Source organism: Methylorubrum subtropicum (genome assembly GCF_038442325.1).
In the GTDB taxonomy this organism is placed as follows: domain Bacteria; phylum Pseudomonadota; class Alphaproteobacteria; order Rhizobiales; family Beijerinckiaceae; genus Methylobacterium; species Methylobacterium subtropicum.
The window spans coordinates 123,920-139,817 of sequence record NZ_JBBXMW010000011.1 but is presented as its reverse complement, the minus strand read 5'-3'; the positions used below and the strand labels follow the sequence as shown (position 1 = coordinate 139,817).

14 protein-coding genes are annotated in these 15,898 nt (G+C 69.1%); 5 read left to right on the top strand and 9 right to left on the bottom strand.

Annotated elements, in window-relative coordinates; genetic code table 11:
• Positions 1–21 precede the first annotated feature (21 nt).
• Complete coding sequence (gene xth, locus AAHG03_RS16530) at positions 22–816, bottom strand: exodeoxyribonuclease III (protein ID WP_342151853.1); 795 nt, start codon at positions 814–816, stop codon at positions 22–24.
• A gap of 257 nt (positions 817–1,073) precedes the next feature.
• On the opposite strand from xth, the gene AAHG03_RS16525 reads away from it, so the two are divergent.
• From AAHG03_RS16525 to AAHG03_RS16515, 3 genes are all read left to right on the top strand, one after another.
• Entirely contained in the window at positions 1,074–1,742 is a 669-nt protein-coding gene (locus AAHG03_RS16525; RefSeq protein ID WP_342151851.1) for a hypothetical protein, read from the top strand.
• A 76-nt stretch (positions 1,743–1,818) separates the two neighbouring features.
• A complete protein-coding gene (locus AAHG03_RS16520; RefSeq protein ID WP_342151779.1) occupies positions 1,819–2,475 on the top strand; it encodes an ABC transporter ATP-binding protein in 657 nt (218 codons plus the stop codon).
• An 87-nt stretch (positions 2,476–2,562) separates the two neighbouring features.
• Positions 2,563–3,807: a capsule biosynthesis protein gene (locus AAHG03_RS16515; RefSeq protein ID WP_342151778.1), complete on the top strand. Its 1,245-nt coding sequence runs from the start codon at positions 2,563–2,565 to the stop codon at positions 3,805–3,807.
• Positions 3,808–3,811: 4 nt separating this feature from the next.
• Here AAHG03_RS16515 and AAHG03_RS16510 read toward each other — a convergent pair whose 3' ends face one another.
• Positions 3,812–4,495, bottom strand: a complete 684-nt coding sequence (locus AAHG03_RS16510) for a hypothetical protein (protein WP_342151777.1) — start codon at positions 4,493–4,495, stop codon at positions 3,812–3,814.
• A 156-nt stretch (positions 4,496–4,651) separates the two neighbouring features.
• On the opposite strand from AAHG03_RS16510, the gene flhA reads away from it, so the two are divergent.
• On the top strand, positions 4,652–6,784 hold the full coding sequence (flhA, locus tag AAHG03_RS16505; RefSeq protein WP_342151776.1) for a flagellar biosynthesis protein FlhA: 2,133 nt from the start codon (positions 4,652–4,654) through the stop codon (positions 6,782–6,784).
• Positions 6,785–6,987: 203 nt separating this feature from the next.
• Here the strand turns inward: flhA and AAHG03_RS16500 are convergent, their stop codons facing one another.
• The 4 genes from AAHG03_RS16500 to fliI all read right to left on the bottom strand — a co-directional run bounded on the left by AAHG03_RS16500 (position 6,988) and on the right by fliI (position 10,804).
• A complete protein-coding gene (locus AAHG03_RS16500; protein ID WP_342151775.1) occupies positions 6,988–7,128 on the bottom strand; it encodes a hypothetical protein in 141 nt (46 codons plus the stop codon).
• Between the two features lie 304 nt (positions 7,129–7,432).
• Positions 7,433–8,485 carry a lysylphosphatidylglycerol synthase domain-containing protein gene (locus AAHG03_RS16495; protein ID WP_342151774.1) on the bottom strand — a complete coding sequence of 351 codons (1,053 nt, stop codon included), beginning with the start codon at positions 8,483–8,485 and terminating at the stop codon, positions 7,433–7,435.
• A 490-nt stretch (positions 8,486–8,975) separates the two neighbouring features.
• A complete protein-coding gene (fliJ, locus tag AAHG03_RS16490; RefSeq protein ID WP_056242087.1) occupies positions 8,976–9,380 on the bottom strand; it encodes a flagellar export protein FliJ in 405 nt (134 codons plus the stop codon).
• 89 nt (positions 9,381–9,469) lie between these two features.
• A complete protein-coding gene (fliI, locus tag AAHG03_RS16485) occupies positions 9,470–10,804 on the bottom strand; it encodes a flagellar protein export ATPase FliI (RefSeq protein ID WP_342151773.1) in 1,335 nt (444 codons plus the stop codon).
• Between the two features lie 457 nt (positions 10,805–11,261).
• On the opposite strand from fliI, the gene ctrA reads away from it, so the two are divergent.
• Positions 11,262–11,963, top strand: coding sequence for a response regulator transcription factor CtrA (gene ctrA, locus AAHG03_RS16480; RefSeq protein ID WP_183568645.1), 702 nt, complete (start codon positions 11,262–11,264; stop codon positions 11,961–11,963).
• Positions 11,964–12,282: 319 nt separating this feature from the next.
• On the opposite strand, the gene AAHG03_RS16475 is transcribed toward ctrA, so the two are convergent.
• The 3 genes from AAHG03_RS16475 to AAHG03_RS16465 all read right to left on the bottom strand — a co-directional run bounded on the left by AAHG03_RS16475 (position 12,283) and on the right by AAHG03_RS16465 (position 15,832).
• A complete protein-coding gene (locus AAHG03_RS16475) occupies positions 12,283–13,863 on the bottom strand; it encodes an acyl--CoA ligase (protein ID WP_342151772.1) in 1,581 nt (526 codons plus the stop codon).
• A gap of 4 nt (positions 13,864–13,867) precedes the next feature.
• A complete protein-coding gene (locus AAHG03_RS16470) occupies positions 13,868–14,875 on the bottom strand; it encodes a 2-dehydropantoate 2-reductase (protein WP_342151771.1) in 1,008 nt (335 codons plus the stop codon).
• A 180-nt stretch (positions 14,876–15,055) separates the two neighbouring features.
• Entirely contained in the window at positions 15,056–15,832 is a 777-nt protein-coding gene (locus AAHG03_RS16465) for a fumarylacetoacetate hydrolase family protein (protein ID WP_342151850.1), read from the bottom strand.
• Between the last annotated feature and the right edge of the window lie 66 nt (positions 15,833–15,898).

Genomic DNA, 15,898 nt, shown 5'->3' with positions numbered 1-15,898 from the left:
CCGCGACGGGGATTACGGGGATCAGCCGTCGCTCAGCTCCACCGTCACCGGCACGTGGTCGGAGGGCTTTTCGAGGCCGCGCAGGTGGCGCTGGACCGAGGCCGAGACGAGGCGGTCGGCGGCCTGCGGCGAGAGCAGCAGATGGTCGATGCGGATGCCTTGGTTCCGCGGCCAGCAGCCGGCCTGATAGTCCCAGAAGGTGTAGAGGCCGGGGCTCGGGTCGCAGGCGCGAAGGGCTTCCGTAAAACCCTCCGCCAGGAGCGCCCGGAAGGCCCTGCGGGTCTCGGGCAGGAACAGGGCGTCCTGGGTCCAGGCGGCCGGGTCGGCGGCGTCCTCGGGTTCGGGGATGACGTTGTAGTCGCCCGCCAGCACCAGGGCGTCCTCGGTCGCCATGAGGGCGCGGGCGTGGCGGCGCAGGCGATCCATGAAGGCGAGCTTGTAGTCGTATTTCGGCCCCGGCGCCGGGTTGCCGTTCGGCAGGTAGATCGAGGCGACCCGCACCGGCGCGACGCCCTCGCCGTGGATCAGTGCCTCGATGTAGCGGGCCTGCTCGTCCTCGGCGTCGCCCGGCAGGCCGCGCAGGAGCTGCGTGTAGGTCAAAGGCTGGCGCACCAGCAGGGCGACGCCGTTATAGGCCTTCTGCCCCAGCGTCTCGACGGCATAGCCCGCCGCCTCGATCTCGGTGCGGGGGAAGGCCGCGTCCTGGCATTTCAGCTCCTGCAGGCAGACCACGTCGGGCCGCGCCTCGTCGAGGAAGCCGAGCAGATGCCCGACCCGCTGCTTGATCGAGTTGACGTTCCAGGTGGTGATCCGCATGGGGCCCCAAAGCGCGAACGGCGCGACCGACGCCATCGTCATCGGGCCTTCGCGGGCCCCTGGCAAGGCGATGGATGGCAAACGCCGACGCTGGCAACAGCAGAGACGGCCGACCCATCGAATCGTGCGGCAGCCCCGTATCACCGGGCGCGAAGAGCGCCCGCGCAGCGGCCTCGGCACGGCCGAGACATCTAGCGGAGCGAAAAGCCTAAGGTCGCGGACGCGACCGCCGGCGCTTGAGGCCAAAAAACGAGATGATCAATTCCTCCTGGTTCGAGCCGGTGCGGGCCTATTGCGAGCGCACCGACGCGGCGTTCTGGTCCGAGCCGGTCAATGCCGCGACCAACGCCGCCTTCCTCGTCGCGGCGCTCATGGCGGCCCTGCGGGCACGGGGCGACCGACCGGTGCTGGCGCTCGCGGGCGTGGTGGCCGTGGTCGGGATCGGCTCGTTCCTGTTCCACACGCTGGCCAACCGCTGGTCGATGCTCGCCGACGTGATCCCGATCGCCCTGTTCATCCACGGCTATTTCGGGCTGGCGCTCGCCCGCTTCTTCGGCCTGCCGATCCGGGCGGCGGTGCTCGGCACGCTGGCCTTCGCGGGTCTCGGCTTCGGGCTGTCGCCGGCCCTCGACGCGCTGACGGGCCGGGATGTCGCGGCGCTCACCAACGGCTCGGTCGATTACGCGCCCGCGGTGCTGGCCCTGTTCGGCGTCGGCCTCGCGCTGCTGGGGCGGGCACCATGGGCCGGCCGCGCGATCCTGGCGACGGGGGGCGTGTTCCTCGTGTCGCTGGCCTTCCGCACGGTCGATGCGCGGGCCTGCGCCGCGCTGCCGCTCGGGACGCACTTCCTTTGGCACGCCCTCAACGCGCTCGTGCTCTACCGCCTGCTCGCGACCGCGGCGCGGTTCCGGCGAGGGGTCGGGTGAGGATGAGCGGCATCCTCAGATTCGCCGCTTTCTTCGGGCTTTTCGGCCCTCCTACGACCGGCGGGGTCTGGCTACCGTGATCCGCTTCGACAACGTCTCCAAGTTCTATTCCGTCTACGGCAGGCGCCGCGTCATCCTCGACCGGGTGAACTTCACCCTGAGGCCGGACATCAATTACGGCGTCATGGGGATCAACGGCGCGGGCAAGTCGACCACCCTGCGCCTGCTCGCGGGCGTCGAGGAGCCGAGCCGCGGGCGCATCACCCGGCGCGGACAGCGCGTCTCCTGGCCGATCGGCTTCTCGGGCGGCTTCAACCCGAGGATGACCGGCCGCGACAACGTCATCTTCGTCTCGCGCATCCACGGGGAGGACCCGCGCAAGGTGCTCGAATTCGTCGAGGACTTCGCCGAACTCGGCAACTACATCAACATGCCGGTCAACACCTACTCCTCCGGCATGGGCTCGCGGCTCGCCTTCGGCGTCAGCATGGCGATTCCGTTCGACACCTACCTCATCGACGAGACGCTCTCGGTCGGCGACGCGCGCCTGCAGCGGCGCTGCAAGGAGATCTTCGACAAGCGCCGCGAGACCGCCAACGTGGTGCTGATCTCGCACTCGATGGAGATGATCCGGCAATATTGCAGCCAGGCCATCATCCTCGTGAACGGCCAGGCGGTGGTCTACGACAAGGTCGACGACGCGATCCTGGCCTATCGCCGCCTGAACGGCTGATCCCGGACACGGTTTCGCCGCGAGCCCGCGCCAGACCGCACGCGGCGATACCGTCGCCAACCCGAACGAGGGCGCAATCGAGGGCGCATGAGCACCGAAATCACCAATCCGGCCGGTGCGCCCCTGACGACCGGCGAGCGCTCGACGGCGGTCAGCGAATCGCTCAAGCGCTTCGCCCGCATCGCCCGCCACACCGACCGCAAGAAGGGCATCCGCGCCTACCGGACCCACGTGAAGCGCGATCCGGTGATCCCGCTGCTGTTCGTGCTGGTGTTCATACTGCCGACCCTGACGATGGTCGGCTACTTCTACTTCGTCGCCTCGGACCGCTACGTGACCGAGGCCCGGTTCGCCCTGCGGCCGGCGCTCGGCAACGTCGACAAGGTCGATTCCGAAAAGACCGGCAACGATTCCAGTCTGCCCAAGCAGATGATCATCCAAGACACCATCATCACGGCGAACTACATCGAAAGCCGCCAGATGATCGAGACCCTGGAAAAGCAGATGCCGGTGCGGGAGATGTTCACCCGCGACAGCATCGACACGTTCTCCCGCGGGCCCCAGAACGCCCCGATCGAGCGCTTCCTGCGCTACTGGACCAAGCGGGTCGTCACCTCGGTGGACAACCACTCGGGCATCGTCACGCTCTCGGTCTCGGCGTTCGATCCGGAGGATTCCTACAGGATCGCCCAGGCTCTGATCGCCGAGAGCGAGCGGAAGATGAACGAGCTGAGCCTCAAGGCCCGGCAGGCGGCGGTCAGCGAGACCACCCGCGAGCTGGCGCGGGCCGAGGAGCGCATGATCAAGACCCGCTTGGCGGTGCGCGAGCTGCGCAACGCCGGCGGCGTCCTCGACGCGACCGCGACCAACAACAGCAACCTGCTGATGGTCTCCGAGCTGCGCAAGCAGCGCATCGATCTGGCGGTGCAGCTCACCCTGGGCCTGCGCGACCTCGCCCCGGACACCCGCCCGATCCGCGATCTCAAGACCCAGATCCGCGACCTCGACGACAACATCGAGAAGATCGAGCGCCAGACGGCGAGCACCGACCCGAACCAGAAGAAGGTGCTGGCGGACCTGCTCGGCCAGTTCGAGGCCTACGACAACCAGCGCAAGGACGCGGAGGAGTATTACGGCCGCGTGCTCGCCGCCCACGAGTCCGCCCGCATCCTGGCGGCCCGTCAGGTCGAGTTCTTCACCCCCGTGGTCGAGCCGAGCCCTCCGGTTTCCTCGACCGAGCCGAAGCGGGCCCTGTGGTCGAGCATCTCCGCGCTCATGGCGATGGCGCTGTTCGGCCTCTCGGTGGTGATCCGCAAGTACGTGTTCAGCTAAAACTTTAGACGATCTCGCCGGGCGGGCGCCGGGTCGGGGGCGCGGCGGTGGGGTCGGCCGGGCTCGGGCGATCGGGCGCGAGCGCCGGCTCCGGAACGGGCGCGGGCGTGGCGGTCGCGACCGGCGCCGCGGGGCCGCCGGTCCAGCCTTGCGCCCGCCAGCCCTCCGCCCGCTCGTCGAGATCGACCGCGCCGCCGCGGCGCATCAGCGCCACCACCCGCTCGGCCAGTTCCCCGTCGGCCCGCACCGTCACCAGGGTGCCGCCCCGGCGCACCCCCTCGGCATAGGTCTCGGCATCGGTCCCGCTGAGGCCCGCGCCGGTGAGCGCGCCGATCAGCCCGCCCGCGGCGGCGCCGACACCCGCCCCCGACAAGGCCGTGATCAGCCAGCCCGCCGCGACCAGCGGCCCGATGCCGGGGATCGCGATCAGCCCGAGCCCGGCGAGCAGGCCGGCGCCTCCGCCGAGCACGGTGCCCACCGTGGCGCCCGCGCCGGCCCCATCGGCGGCCTCGGCCTCGCCGGAGCGCGCCGGGCCGGGCTCGGCGGTGGTGGGCGGCAGCGGCCCGTCGTTCTTCAGCGAGACGATGCCGATCTCGGCATGCGGCACGCCCTCGGCCTCGATCCGATCGACGACGCGGGCGGCGTCCTCGTGGCTGTCGAACAGCGCGGTGACGGCGCGTCCTGCCATGGCGGTATTCCTCTTACGCGTTCGGGCGACCTGCCTCACCAAGCCCGAGGCTTTCCGCTTGGTTCCGCTCCGGGCCGGCTGTTAACTCCGCGCTAACCCTGCACCCGGCAAATCCTGCCGGGTGGGCGCGTCGGCCCGTGCGGGAATCGTGTCGAGATGAGCGAGTCGGCGGGCGCCGCCCCGGCGGGAGGTTTGAGCGCCTTCTCCGCCTTCGTGCCGAACCGCGCCAGCCTCCAGGCGCTGTCGAAGCGCACCGACCTGTTCTTCGCCACCGCGGTGATGGGCATCCTCGTGGTGCTGATCTTCCCGCTGCCCGCGATCCTGCTCGACCTCTTGCTCGCCGTCTCGATCATCCTCTCGGTGCTGATCATGATGACGGGTCTGTTCATCGACAACCCGCTCGAATTCACCGTCTTCCCGACGCTCTTGCTCGTCGCGACCCTGCTGCGGCTGGCGCTCAACCTCGCCTCGACCCGGCTCATCCTCGGCCACGGCCACGAGGGCACGGCGGCGGCCGGTCACGTCATCGAGGCCTTCGGCCACTTCGTGATGGGCGGCAACTTCGTCATCGGGATCATCGTGTTCGCGATCCTGATCATCGTGAACTTCGTCGTCATCACCAAGGGCTCGGGCCGCATCGCGGAAGTGGCCGCCCGCTTCACCCTCGACGCCATGCCCGGCAAGCAGATGGCGATCGACGCCGACCTCTCGGCCGGCCTCATCGACGAGAAGGTCGCCAAGGCCCGCCGCTCGGCGCTGGAAGAAGAGTCCTCGTTCTTCGGCGCCATGGACGGCGCCTCGAAGTTCGTGCGCGGCGACGCGGTGGCCGCACTGCTCATCACCGGCATCAACATCGTCGGCGGCATCATCATCGGCGTCGCCCAGCAGGGGCTCGGCTTCTCCGAGGCCGCCAGGACCTACACGCTGCTGACCATCGGCGACGGGCTGGCCTCGCAGGTGCCCGCGCTGATCGTCTCGACGGCGGCCGGCATCCTCGTCTCGAAAGCGGGCGTGAAGGGCTCGGCCGACAAGGCCCTCGGTAAGCAGATGGCGAACTACCCCAAGGCGCTCGGCATGTCGGCGGGCGTGATGGGGCTGATCGCGCTCCTGCCGGGCATGCCGATGCTGCCCTTCCTCGGGCTGGGTGCGGCCGCGGGCTACGCCGCGTGGCGCATCGCCAAGACGCAACGCGAGGCGCCCCCCGTCGTCGTCAACGCCGACGGCACGCCCGCCGCACCCGGGGCCGCGCCGGCGGAGGAGACGGTCACGGACCTCCTCAAGCTCGACGACCTGAAGCTGGAGATGGGCTACGCCCTGCTCGCGCTCGTCAACGGCGAGGGCCAGGACCGGCTCACCGACCAGATCAAGGCCCTGCGCCGCCAGCTCGCGGCGGAGCTCGGCATCGTCATGCCGTCGGTGCGCATCCTCGACAACGTCAGCCTCGACGCCAACACCTACACGGTGCGGGTCAAGGAGATCGAGGCCGGCACGGGCCAAGTGTTCCCCGGCCAGTTCATGGCGATGGACCCGATGGGCGGACAGGTGCAGCTGCCCGGCCTGCACCTGATGGAGCCGACCTTCGGCCTGCCCGCCACCTGGGTCGACGCCTCGCTCCGCGATCAGGCCCAGCTCAAGGGCTACACCGTGGTCGATGCCGCCACCGTCATCTCGACCCACCTCACCGAGGTAATCAAGGCGCATGTCTCGGAGCTGCTGAACCACGTCGAGGTGCAGAAGCTGCTGCGCGAGCTGCCCAAGGAGCACACCGAACTCCTGAAGGAGGTGGTGCCGACGCAGATCGCCACCACCGGCATCCAGCGGGTGCTGCAATTGCTGCTGGCCGAGCGGGTCTCGGTGCGCGACCTCGGCGCGATCGTCGAGGGCATCGCCGAGGTGGCGGGCCACGTGAAGAACCCGCGCGACATCGTCGAGCATGTCCGCGCCCGGCTGGGCCGCCAGATCTGCGCGCAGTACCAGGGCCCGGACGGCACGCTGCCGATCATCACCCTGTCGCCCGCCTGGGAGCAGGCCTTCCTCGAATCGATCGTCGGCGAGCGCGAGGAACGCTACCTCGCGATGCAGCCCTCCCGGCTCACGGAGTTCGTCAACACGGTCCGCGACCGCTTCGAGCAGGCCGCCCGCATGGGCGAGATGCCGGTGCTGGTGACCTCGGTGCAGGCGCGGCCCTTCGTGCGCTCGATCATCGAGCGTTTTCGACGCGAGACGCCGGTGATGAGCCAGGCGGAGATCCATCCGCGCGCGCGGCTGCGGACGGTCGGTTCGGTGTGAGTCGGAAGAGAGCCGCCTTCACGCCTCACGGCGCCTCCCACCCACCGCCCTCATCCCGAGGTGGCGGCGCGAAGCGTCGCCCTCGAAGGAGGGCTCCAGGGATCGCTCGATCCGCTGGAGCCCTCCTTCGAGGCCGCTTCGCGGCACCTCAGGATGAGGGGGTTGGGTGGGAGGGTCGCACGGAGCCGAGCGCCCGAAAAACCTCAGTCGTGGCCTTCGATGGCGCGGAGCACCGCGACCAGCTGGTCGGCCTGATGGCGCGTGAGGCCTGAGCGGAGGATCGTGCCGTTGCGGCAGATCGAGCAGGTTCCGTCTTCGGAAACCCGCACCTTGATGGAAGCCATGATGTTCGATGATCCGAGCGCGGGACGGGCGCCCACACTGCAAGCTTAACCGTTCGTGAAGGCCGGGCAAGGGCGCCCGTCCCACCGTCCACGATCGCCGCAGTTAATCGTTTACGAACGCGCGGTCATCCTGCGGGAAACGGTCCGCAGATTCGCTTGCCGCGCATGGCCCGAAGCCGCGTCAGCGGCTTCGCGGCGCGAAGAGCGCCGCGCGCAGCGGGCCTCGGCTTCTGCCGAGGCGTCGAGCGGAGCGGAAGCCAAGCCCGCGGAGGCGGGCGCCGGCGACTGAGGCCAGCAAGAAAGCTCAAACCGCCTTCTTCTCCAGGCGCTTCTCGATGACGTGGTTGTCGAGGCCCGGGGCCACGAGCGGGGGCTCGGGCGGGTTGGCATCGGCCTTGTGCAACGCCTTCGACAGGCGCGAGCGCTCGAACAGCACCACCACGACGATGGCGATGGCGAACGGGATCAGCAGGTAGAACAGGCGGAAGATCAACAGGGCCGCCAGCACCGGCGCCTTCTCGGCGTCGGTCTGGAGCTGCATGGCGGTGAAGAACACCAGTTCGAACACGCCGAGACCGCCGGGGGCGTGCGAGGCGAGCGCCACCGAGAACGAGGCGAGGAAGATGCCGAGCACGGCGATGAAGCCGGGGTTCAGGCTGTCGGGGAGCGCGAAGTAGATGATGCCGGCGGCGCCCAGCAGTTCCAGCGGCGCCGCGATGAGCTGGCGCACCATGATCTGCGGCCGGGGATACTCGACCTTGAACGTGCGGATCGTCAGCGGGCGGAAGCGCAGCACCGAGCCGAGCACGTAGAGCGCCACGAACGCCAGCAGCGCGAAGCCGACGAGCCGGGCGGTGTGCGGATTGGTGAGTGCGGCGGGCAGCAGGCTGTCGAGCCGGGCCAGCAGGCCCGGATCGTAGACCAGCACGAAGCCGCCGAGCAGGATCGTACCGAGGCCGAAGGTGAAGGAGCAGAGCGCCACGAGCACCGCGACCTGCGCCGCCGATAGCCCCTTGGCGGTGTAGGCCCGGTAGCGCACCAGCGCGCCGGAGAACACCGAGGCGCCGATGTTGTGCGAGAGCGCGTAGGTGGTGAAGGAGCAGACGGAAACGAACATCCACGAGATGCCGCGCACGCCCAGATGCAGCAGCGCGATCCGGTCGTACCAAGCGAGCGCCGCGTAGGCGACGAGAGTCGAGAGGGCGGCGAAGAGGACGTGGTGCGGCGGGATCGCCAGGAAGGCGGCTTCGATGTCCGCCCAGGACTGGTCCTTCAGCTTGCCCCAGAGCAGGTAGCAGGAGGCCGCCACAGCCACGAGGCCGACCAGGCCCCAAAAGATTTCGCTGACTTTCTTCATGGATACCGGCCGCCTCCCTCGGGACCGGTCCCTCCTGCGCCAGGGCCGCGTGCATCGCAAGCGGCATCGGCAATCGGCACTGGAACGACCGGCTCGATGCGGCGCGCTCTTGCCCGCCGATCGTGACGGTTTCATGCCGAGTTCACGCAGAAATCGACCACGGCTTCGCGCCTGATACGGCTTTCACTCGATCAAGTCGGTCCCGCCTCACGCCGTCATTGCAAGGCGAAACTGACGCAATCCAGTGCTCCGCATCGTCAGGGTGGGTCGCGCGCCCGACCGTATCGTCGGCGCGGTCTCGCCTTCTCCGGCTAACGCGCGCCCTGGATCGCTTCGGCTCCGCCTCGCGATGAAGGGGTGGAGCGGTGACCGAGGCGCTCGTCCGGAATCGGTATGAGGGCGGTTGTTCGTCAGCCGCGACGCAAAAAAATCGCCGAGCCGCCCAAGCGGCCCGACGATTCAAAAAAGCACCCTGTAACTCCGAAAAGAATCAGGCCCGCGCGCGGAGCCCGATCGCGTCCATCTCGGCCTGTTCGCGGGCGGCTTCCGCGGCGCGCTCGGCGGAGCGCTCGCGGTCCTCCAGGATCTCGACCTTCTTCAGTTCCTCGAAGGCCTCGCCGAGTTCGGCCTTGGCCTCGGCGAGCTGGCCCTCCAGGGCGGCGGCCGACTGGCGCATGTTGTCCCGGCGCGTGGTCGCGGCGCGGGCGTAGGTCGGGTAGGCGAAGTGGGCCGGATCGGAGATGCCGGCGCGGGCCTCTTCCTGGGCGACCTCGCGCTCCAACTCGGACGCCATCCGGTTGAAGTCGGCCATCATCATCTCGATCTGCGCCACCCGGCGGCGCTTCTCGTCCACCTGGAACCGCCGCAGCCGGATCAGCGTGTCACGCGATTTCATGTCGGGCCATCCACTCCTACGCTACGCTGGCGAAAGGGCCGGACGCGTTCGCCGGACCTTGTGGGTCCGACCCCCGACGCGATGCCGCCTCACCCGCCGCCCACGATGGCGGCCAGCCGTGCGTAACCCTCGCCGATGGAGGTTGCTTCTTCCTTACCCTGCCCCAGAAAAGCCGTCAGATCCGGCATGAGCGCGACCGCTTCGTCGATTTCCGGGGACGAGCCCGCCCGGTAGGCGCCGAGCCGGATCAGTTCCTCCATGTCGGCGTAGGTCGCGAGCACCTTGCGGGCCCGGCGGACGGTGGGGAGGTGGGCCGGGTCGCAGGCCCGCGGCATGGTGCGCGAGACCGAGCGCAGCACGTTGATCGCCGGATAGCGCCCCGTCTCGGCGATGCGCCGCTCCATGACGATGTGCCCGTCGAGGATGCCGCGCACGGCGTCCGCCACCGGCTCGTTGTGATCGTCGCCCTCGACCAGCACCGTGAACAGGCCGGAGATCGCCCCCTCCCCGGTGCCGGGGCCGGCGCGCTCGAGCAGGCGCGGCAGTTCGGAGAAGACGGTGGGGGTGTAGCCCTTGGCGGTCGGCGGCTCGCCGCCGGCGAGCCCGATGTCGCGCTGCGCCATGGCGAAGCGGGTGATCGAATCGATCATGCACAGCACCTGCGCGCCCTGATCGCGAAAGTACTCGGCGACCGCCAGCGTCACGTAGGCCGCGTTGCGGCGCATCAGCACCGGCTCGTCGGAGGTCGCCACCACCACGACGGAGCGGGCGAGGCCGGCGGCCCCGAGATCGTCCTGCAAGAACTCCTGCACCTCGCGCCCGCGCTCGCCGACGAGGCCGATCACGGCGACGTCCGCGGCGGTGTAGCGGGCGAGCATCGAGAGCAGCACCGACTTGCCGACGCCGGAGCCGGCGAAGATGCCCATGCGCTGGCCGCGGCACATGGTCAGGAAGGTGTTGATGCAGCGAACCCCGAGATCGAGCGGCGGCCCGACGCGGCGGCGCCCGTGGGCGGGCGGCGGGTCGGCGCGCAGCGGATAGATCGCCGGCCCCTGCGGCAGGGCCCCGAGCCCGTCGATGGGGCGGCCGAGCGCATCGACCGTGCGGCCGAGCCAGCCCTGCGAGGGGCGCACCGCGCCCGCCGCCTCGTCGCGCACCAGCACCGGGCAGCCGCGGCGCACGCCCTCCAGCGAGCCGAACGGCATGGCGAGCGCCCGGTCGCCGGAGAATCCGATCACTTCGCAGGGGACGCTGCCGGCGCCGCTCGCCTCCACCACCACGTCGAGCCGCCCGCCGAGCCGCATGGCGGCCACGGGTCCTGCGACCTCGACCAAGAGCCCGCGAATCGCCGTGACCCGCCCGAAGACCTCCAGGGTCTCGACCGTGGACAGGGCGGCGAGCGCCGCCTCCAGCCCGCCCGTCATGCCGGCCACCGCCCGCGCGTCATCGGCTTAGTCCTCGTCCTCGCGCCATCGATCGGACGGATGTCTTAACACCCCGGCGGCCCGCCCGGCACGGGCCGCCCGCAATCCGTCCGGTCGGGTTAAGGCCCGCGAAAGCTTGTGCGGTAACGATCGCACCCTGTCACTCTTGAGCAACAAATCTGACAACCTGAGGGAAATGAACGACTTACCCCGACCGGCCTCTGAGCGGCACGGTAAAAGCGGCGGTTCCCGGAGAACAGATTGCCAACCATGAGGAGAATCGCATGCGGAGTCGAATGCGATGATCCTTGCAAGCGGGATTCGGCTTTTGTTAACGGTTAAGGAATAGCGTTTCTGAAGTGGGAATGAGGGAGCGTCTGCCGAGGCCGTCGGTAGGCGCCCGGCGGCGGCTTGTCTCAAGCGCCCTGATACGGCCTGGCCGGGGTGGGGACCGACGATGCGCGTACTTCTGATCGAGGACGACAGCGCCACGGCGCAGAGCATCGAGTTGATGCTCAAATCCGAGAACTTCAACACATACACGACCGACCTCGGCGAGGAGGGCGTCGATCTCGGTAAGCTGTACGACTACGACATCATCCTTCTCGACCTCAACCTGCCCGACATGTCGGGCTACGAGGTGCTGCGCTCGTTGCGCGTGGCGAAGGTGAAGACGCCGATCCTGATCCTGTCGGGCATGGCCGGCATCGAGGACAAGGTGAAGGGCCTCGGCTTCGGCGCCGACGACTACCTCACCAAGCCGTTCCACAAGGACGAGTTGGTGGCCCGCATCCACGCCATCGTGCGCCGCTCGAAGGGCCACGCTCAGTCGGTCATCACCACCGGCGACCTCGTGGTGAACCTCGACCAGAAGACCGTCGAGGTCGGCGGCGCCCGGGTGCACCTCACCGGCAAGGAGTACCAGATGCTGGAACTCCTCAGCCTGCGGAAGGGCACGACGCTCACCAAGGAGATGTTCCTCAACCATCTCTACGGCGGCATGGACGAGCCGGAATTGAAGATCATCGACGTGTTCATCTGCAAGCTGCGCAAGAAGCTCGCCAACGCCTCCGAGGGCAAGAACTACATCGAGACGGTGTGGGGCCGCGGCTACGTGCTGCGCGAACCGGTCGAGGGCGAGGACCGCATGGCGGTCTGAGGCTCAAGCCGACGGACGACGACAAAACCCCGCTCCGGCGGGGTTTATTTTTGGGATTTTGGGACTGCGTGTCAGCCGGCGCTGCGCGCCAGAAGCGATGCGTGGCAGATCTTTCTTTCGACATCCCCGGCCGTCGGTCCGGGGCTCGCCGTAGGCGAGAACCCGGAATCCACCCGTGATGCGGGATACCCGGCCGAAGTCGGACCGTCGCGGCCAGTCGTGGATTCCGGGTTCGCCTTCGGCGCCCCGGAATGACGAGCGTCGAGCAAAACAAAAAAATCCCCGCGGCCGGTGGGCCGCGGGGCGTCACAAAAAAGAACTACGCCAGACCGAGCTTCTGAGCCAGCCCGATGCGCTGGAGCTTGCCGGTCGCCCCCTTCGGAATCTCGTCCAGAATCAGGATCTTCGACGGCACCTTGAAGGCGGCCAACCGCTCGGACGCAAACCCCTTGATGTCCTTCTCGGCGGCATGCACGCCCTCGCGCAGCACGATCGCGGCGGCGACGTCCTCGCCGAGCTTGTCGTGGGGCATCGCGAAGGTGACGCATTGCGACACCGCCGGATGGTCCATCAGCACCTCGTCCACCTCGCGCGGCGAAATCTTCTCGCCGCCGCGGTTGATGATTTCCTTGAGGCGCCCGGTGATCGAGAGGTAGCCCTCGGGCGAGAGCGTGCCCTGGTCGCCGGTGCGAAACCAGCCCTGGCGGGTGAAGGCCTCGGCGTTGGCCTTGTCGTTGTTCTCGTAGCCCTTCATCACGTTGTCGCCGCGGATGACGATCTCGCCGGTCTCGCCCGCGGGCACCGGCTCGCCCGCGAGATCGACGATGGCGATCTCCGGGCCCGCCGCGAGGCCGACCGAGCCGGCGTAATGGGGCTTGGGCGGCAGCGGGTTCGAGGCCATCTGGTGGGCGGCTTCCGTCATGCCGTAGGCCTCGATGACGGGCGCCGAAAACGTCTCTTCCAACTCCTTCATCACCTGCGGCGGCAGGGACGAGGACGAGGAGCGGATGAAGCGCAGCGGGTTCTTGGCGATGATCTCGGCGTTGCGCCCGGCGCGGCCCAGGATCGCCTGATGCATCGTCGGCACGCCGGTGTACCAAGTCGGGCGCACCTCATCCATCCAGGCGAAGAACTTGAGCGCGTTGAAGCCCGGCGTGCAGGAGACCTGACCGCCCGCCGAGAGCGGGGCCAGGATGCCGGCGATCAGGCCGTGGATGTGGAACAGCGGCATGATGTTGAGGCCGCGGTCTTCGGCCGTGAACTGCAGCGCCGTGCGGATGTTGCGCGCGGAGGCGCAGACGTTCGTCTGCGTCAGCGGCACGATCTTGGGCCGCGAGGTGGTGCCGGAGGTGTGCAGCACCAGCGCAATCTCGTCCGCGCTCGCCGGGCCGCCTTGGGCGGCGGGCTCGGCGGCCTCGTCGGCGAAGTGCAGCGAGAAACTGCCCGCGCCTTCCTCGGGGGTCGCCTTCAGCCGCGCCACCGGCACGCCGAGTTTTTCGGCCACCGCGGCGGCGGGCGTCGCCGAGCCGTCGGCGGCGATGAGGAGCTTTGCCTTCAGGTCGGTGAGATAGAACTCGAATTCGTCGGCCTTGTAGCTCGGGTTGAGCGGGGCCGAGGTGGTGCCCGCGGCCACCGCGATAAAGGCGGCGGCCATCTCCGGCCCGTTCGGCAGCACGATCGCGACCCGGTCGCCGCGGCCGATGCCGCGGGCGTTGAGTTCGGCGACCGTGCGGTCGGTGAGCGCGCGGAGCGCCTGGAAGGTGAGCGGCACGCCGCCGGGGCTCGACAGGGCGGTGGCCGCGTCGTCGCCGGCCCGGATCAGGTCGTAGAGGGTGGTCGCGGCCACGGCGGGCTCCTTGGCGTCGATGGGGAGGGAGGCGGAATCGTCGGGCATGCGCATCGGGTCAGGCTCCCTGGATCGAGAGGCGCCCGTTGGCGCGCTCGAGGCTCTGGGCGAGCAGGCGCATCAGGGCGAAGACGGTGTCGATGTGGGGCGTCGGTGTCTGGGTGAGGCGGCCGAGTTCGATCACGGAGCCGACCAGCGCCTCCAGCTCGATCGGGCGACCGGCCTCCACATCCTGCAGCATCGAGGTCTTGTGCGGGCCGACCTTCTCGGCGCCCGCGATGCGCTTCTCGATGCCGAGCCGGAAGGTGACGCCGAGGCGGTTGGCGATGGTCTCGGCCTCGCGCATCATCTCGGCGGCGATCGTCCGCGTGTCGGGGAAGCGGCAGATGTCCTCCAGCGTGGCGTGGGTCAGGGCGGAGATCGGGTTGAAGCTGAGATTGCCCCACAGCTTGAGCCAGATCTCGGCGCGGATGTCGCTGGTGACCGGCGCGCGAAAACCGGCCTTGGCGAGGCGCTGCGACAAAGCGAGTACCCGCTCGGACTTCGAGCCGTCGAGTTCGCCCAGGCCGAAGCGGTTGCCCTCGATCACCTTCACGGTGCCGGGATCGGTCAGCACGGTGGCCGGATAGACCACCGAGCCGATGACGTGTTTCGGGTCGAGGTTGTCGGCGATGAGGCCGCCCGGATCGGCGCTCTCCAGCCGCGTGCCCGCGTGCTCGCCGCCGTGCCCCCCCAGAAAATACCACCACGGGATGCCGTTCTGCATCGTGACCACGACGGTGTCGGGGCCGATCAGGTGCTTGATGTCGGCGGCGATCGGGCCGACCTGATGCGCCTTGACGGTGAGCAGCACGACCTCGTGGACGCCCGCCTCCTGCATGGAGCGGGTCGCCTTCACCGACTTCGAATGGATCTCGGTGCCGTCCTCCTCGATGAGGCGCATGCCGTTCTCGCGGATGGCGTCCGCGTTGGAGCGGGCGATGAAGGTCACGTCCTCGCCGGCCTCCGCCAGCCTGACCCCGAGATATCCGCCGATGGCGCCGGCGCCGACGATCGCGATGCTCATGTCTCTCATCCGTGTTTCGCGGAAAAAGCCCCTCTCGGGCTCGTCCGCGTGATGGTCGTCCGGGACGGCCCGCGGGTTCGTCGCTCCGCGGGCCGTCCGCCTCTACAAGTCACTTGGCCGTAACGCGTTGCCCCGATGGGCAGGCATGGCGGCCTTTCCACACGCACGTTTCGGTGTGCGCTACTCGAACCGGTTCGTCAGCGTGCCGATGCCGTCGATGACGACCTCGACCGTCGCGCCCTTCGGGATCGGCCCGGAGCCGACCGAGGTGCCGCAGGCGATGACGTCGCCGGGCTCCAGGGTCATCCCCTGCGAGATCAGCGCCACGAGCCGCGCCACCGGCATCAGCATGTCGCTGATCGGAAAATTCTGGCGCTCGCGGCCGTTGACGAGCGTGCGCACCGTCAATGTCGCGGGGTCGAGCCCGGTGGCGATGACGGGGCCGAACGGCCCGAACCCGTCGAGGCCCTTGGCCCGCGCCCATTGGGTGAAGCTCGCATCGGCCTTCAGGATCGCGGCGGAGGTCACGTCGTTGATGCAGGTGAAGCCGAAGACGTGGTCCATGGCGTCCGTCTCGGAGACATCCCGCGCCGTCTTGCCTGGCACCTTGCCGATCACGATGGCGAGTTCGCCCTCGTAGAGCGCCCGGCCTGAGGCCTCCGGCACGGGAATCGTCGCGCCGGACGTGCGGTAGGTGTTGGCGGGCTTGATCAGGAACAGCGGCGCCTCCGGCCGGGACAGCTCCAGCTTCTCGGCCAGCGCGCCGAAATTGTTCCACAGGGCGATCAGCTTGGAGGGCCGGCACGGCAGGTCGACCGTCACCTCCGACAGCGGCAGGGTGCGGCCCGTGTCGGTCGGCGCGTCGAACAGGTCGCCCTCGAACACCGCGATGGTCTCGCCGTCGAGGCGGCCGAAGCCGGCCGCGCCGTCGTGGCGGAAGCCGATCCAGCGGGTCACGCCCGTCTCAGTGGCGGCGCTCATCGAGTCTCCTGGTCCCTCGTCCCGGTGCGAATGCCGAATTGG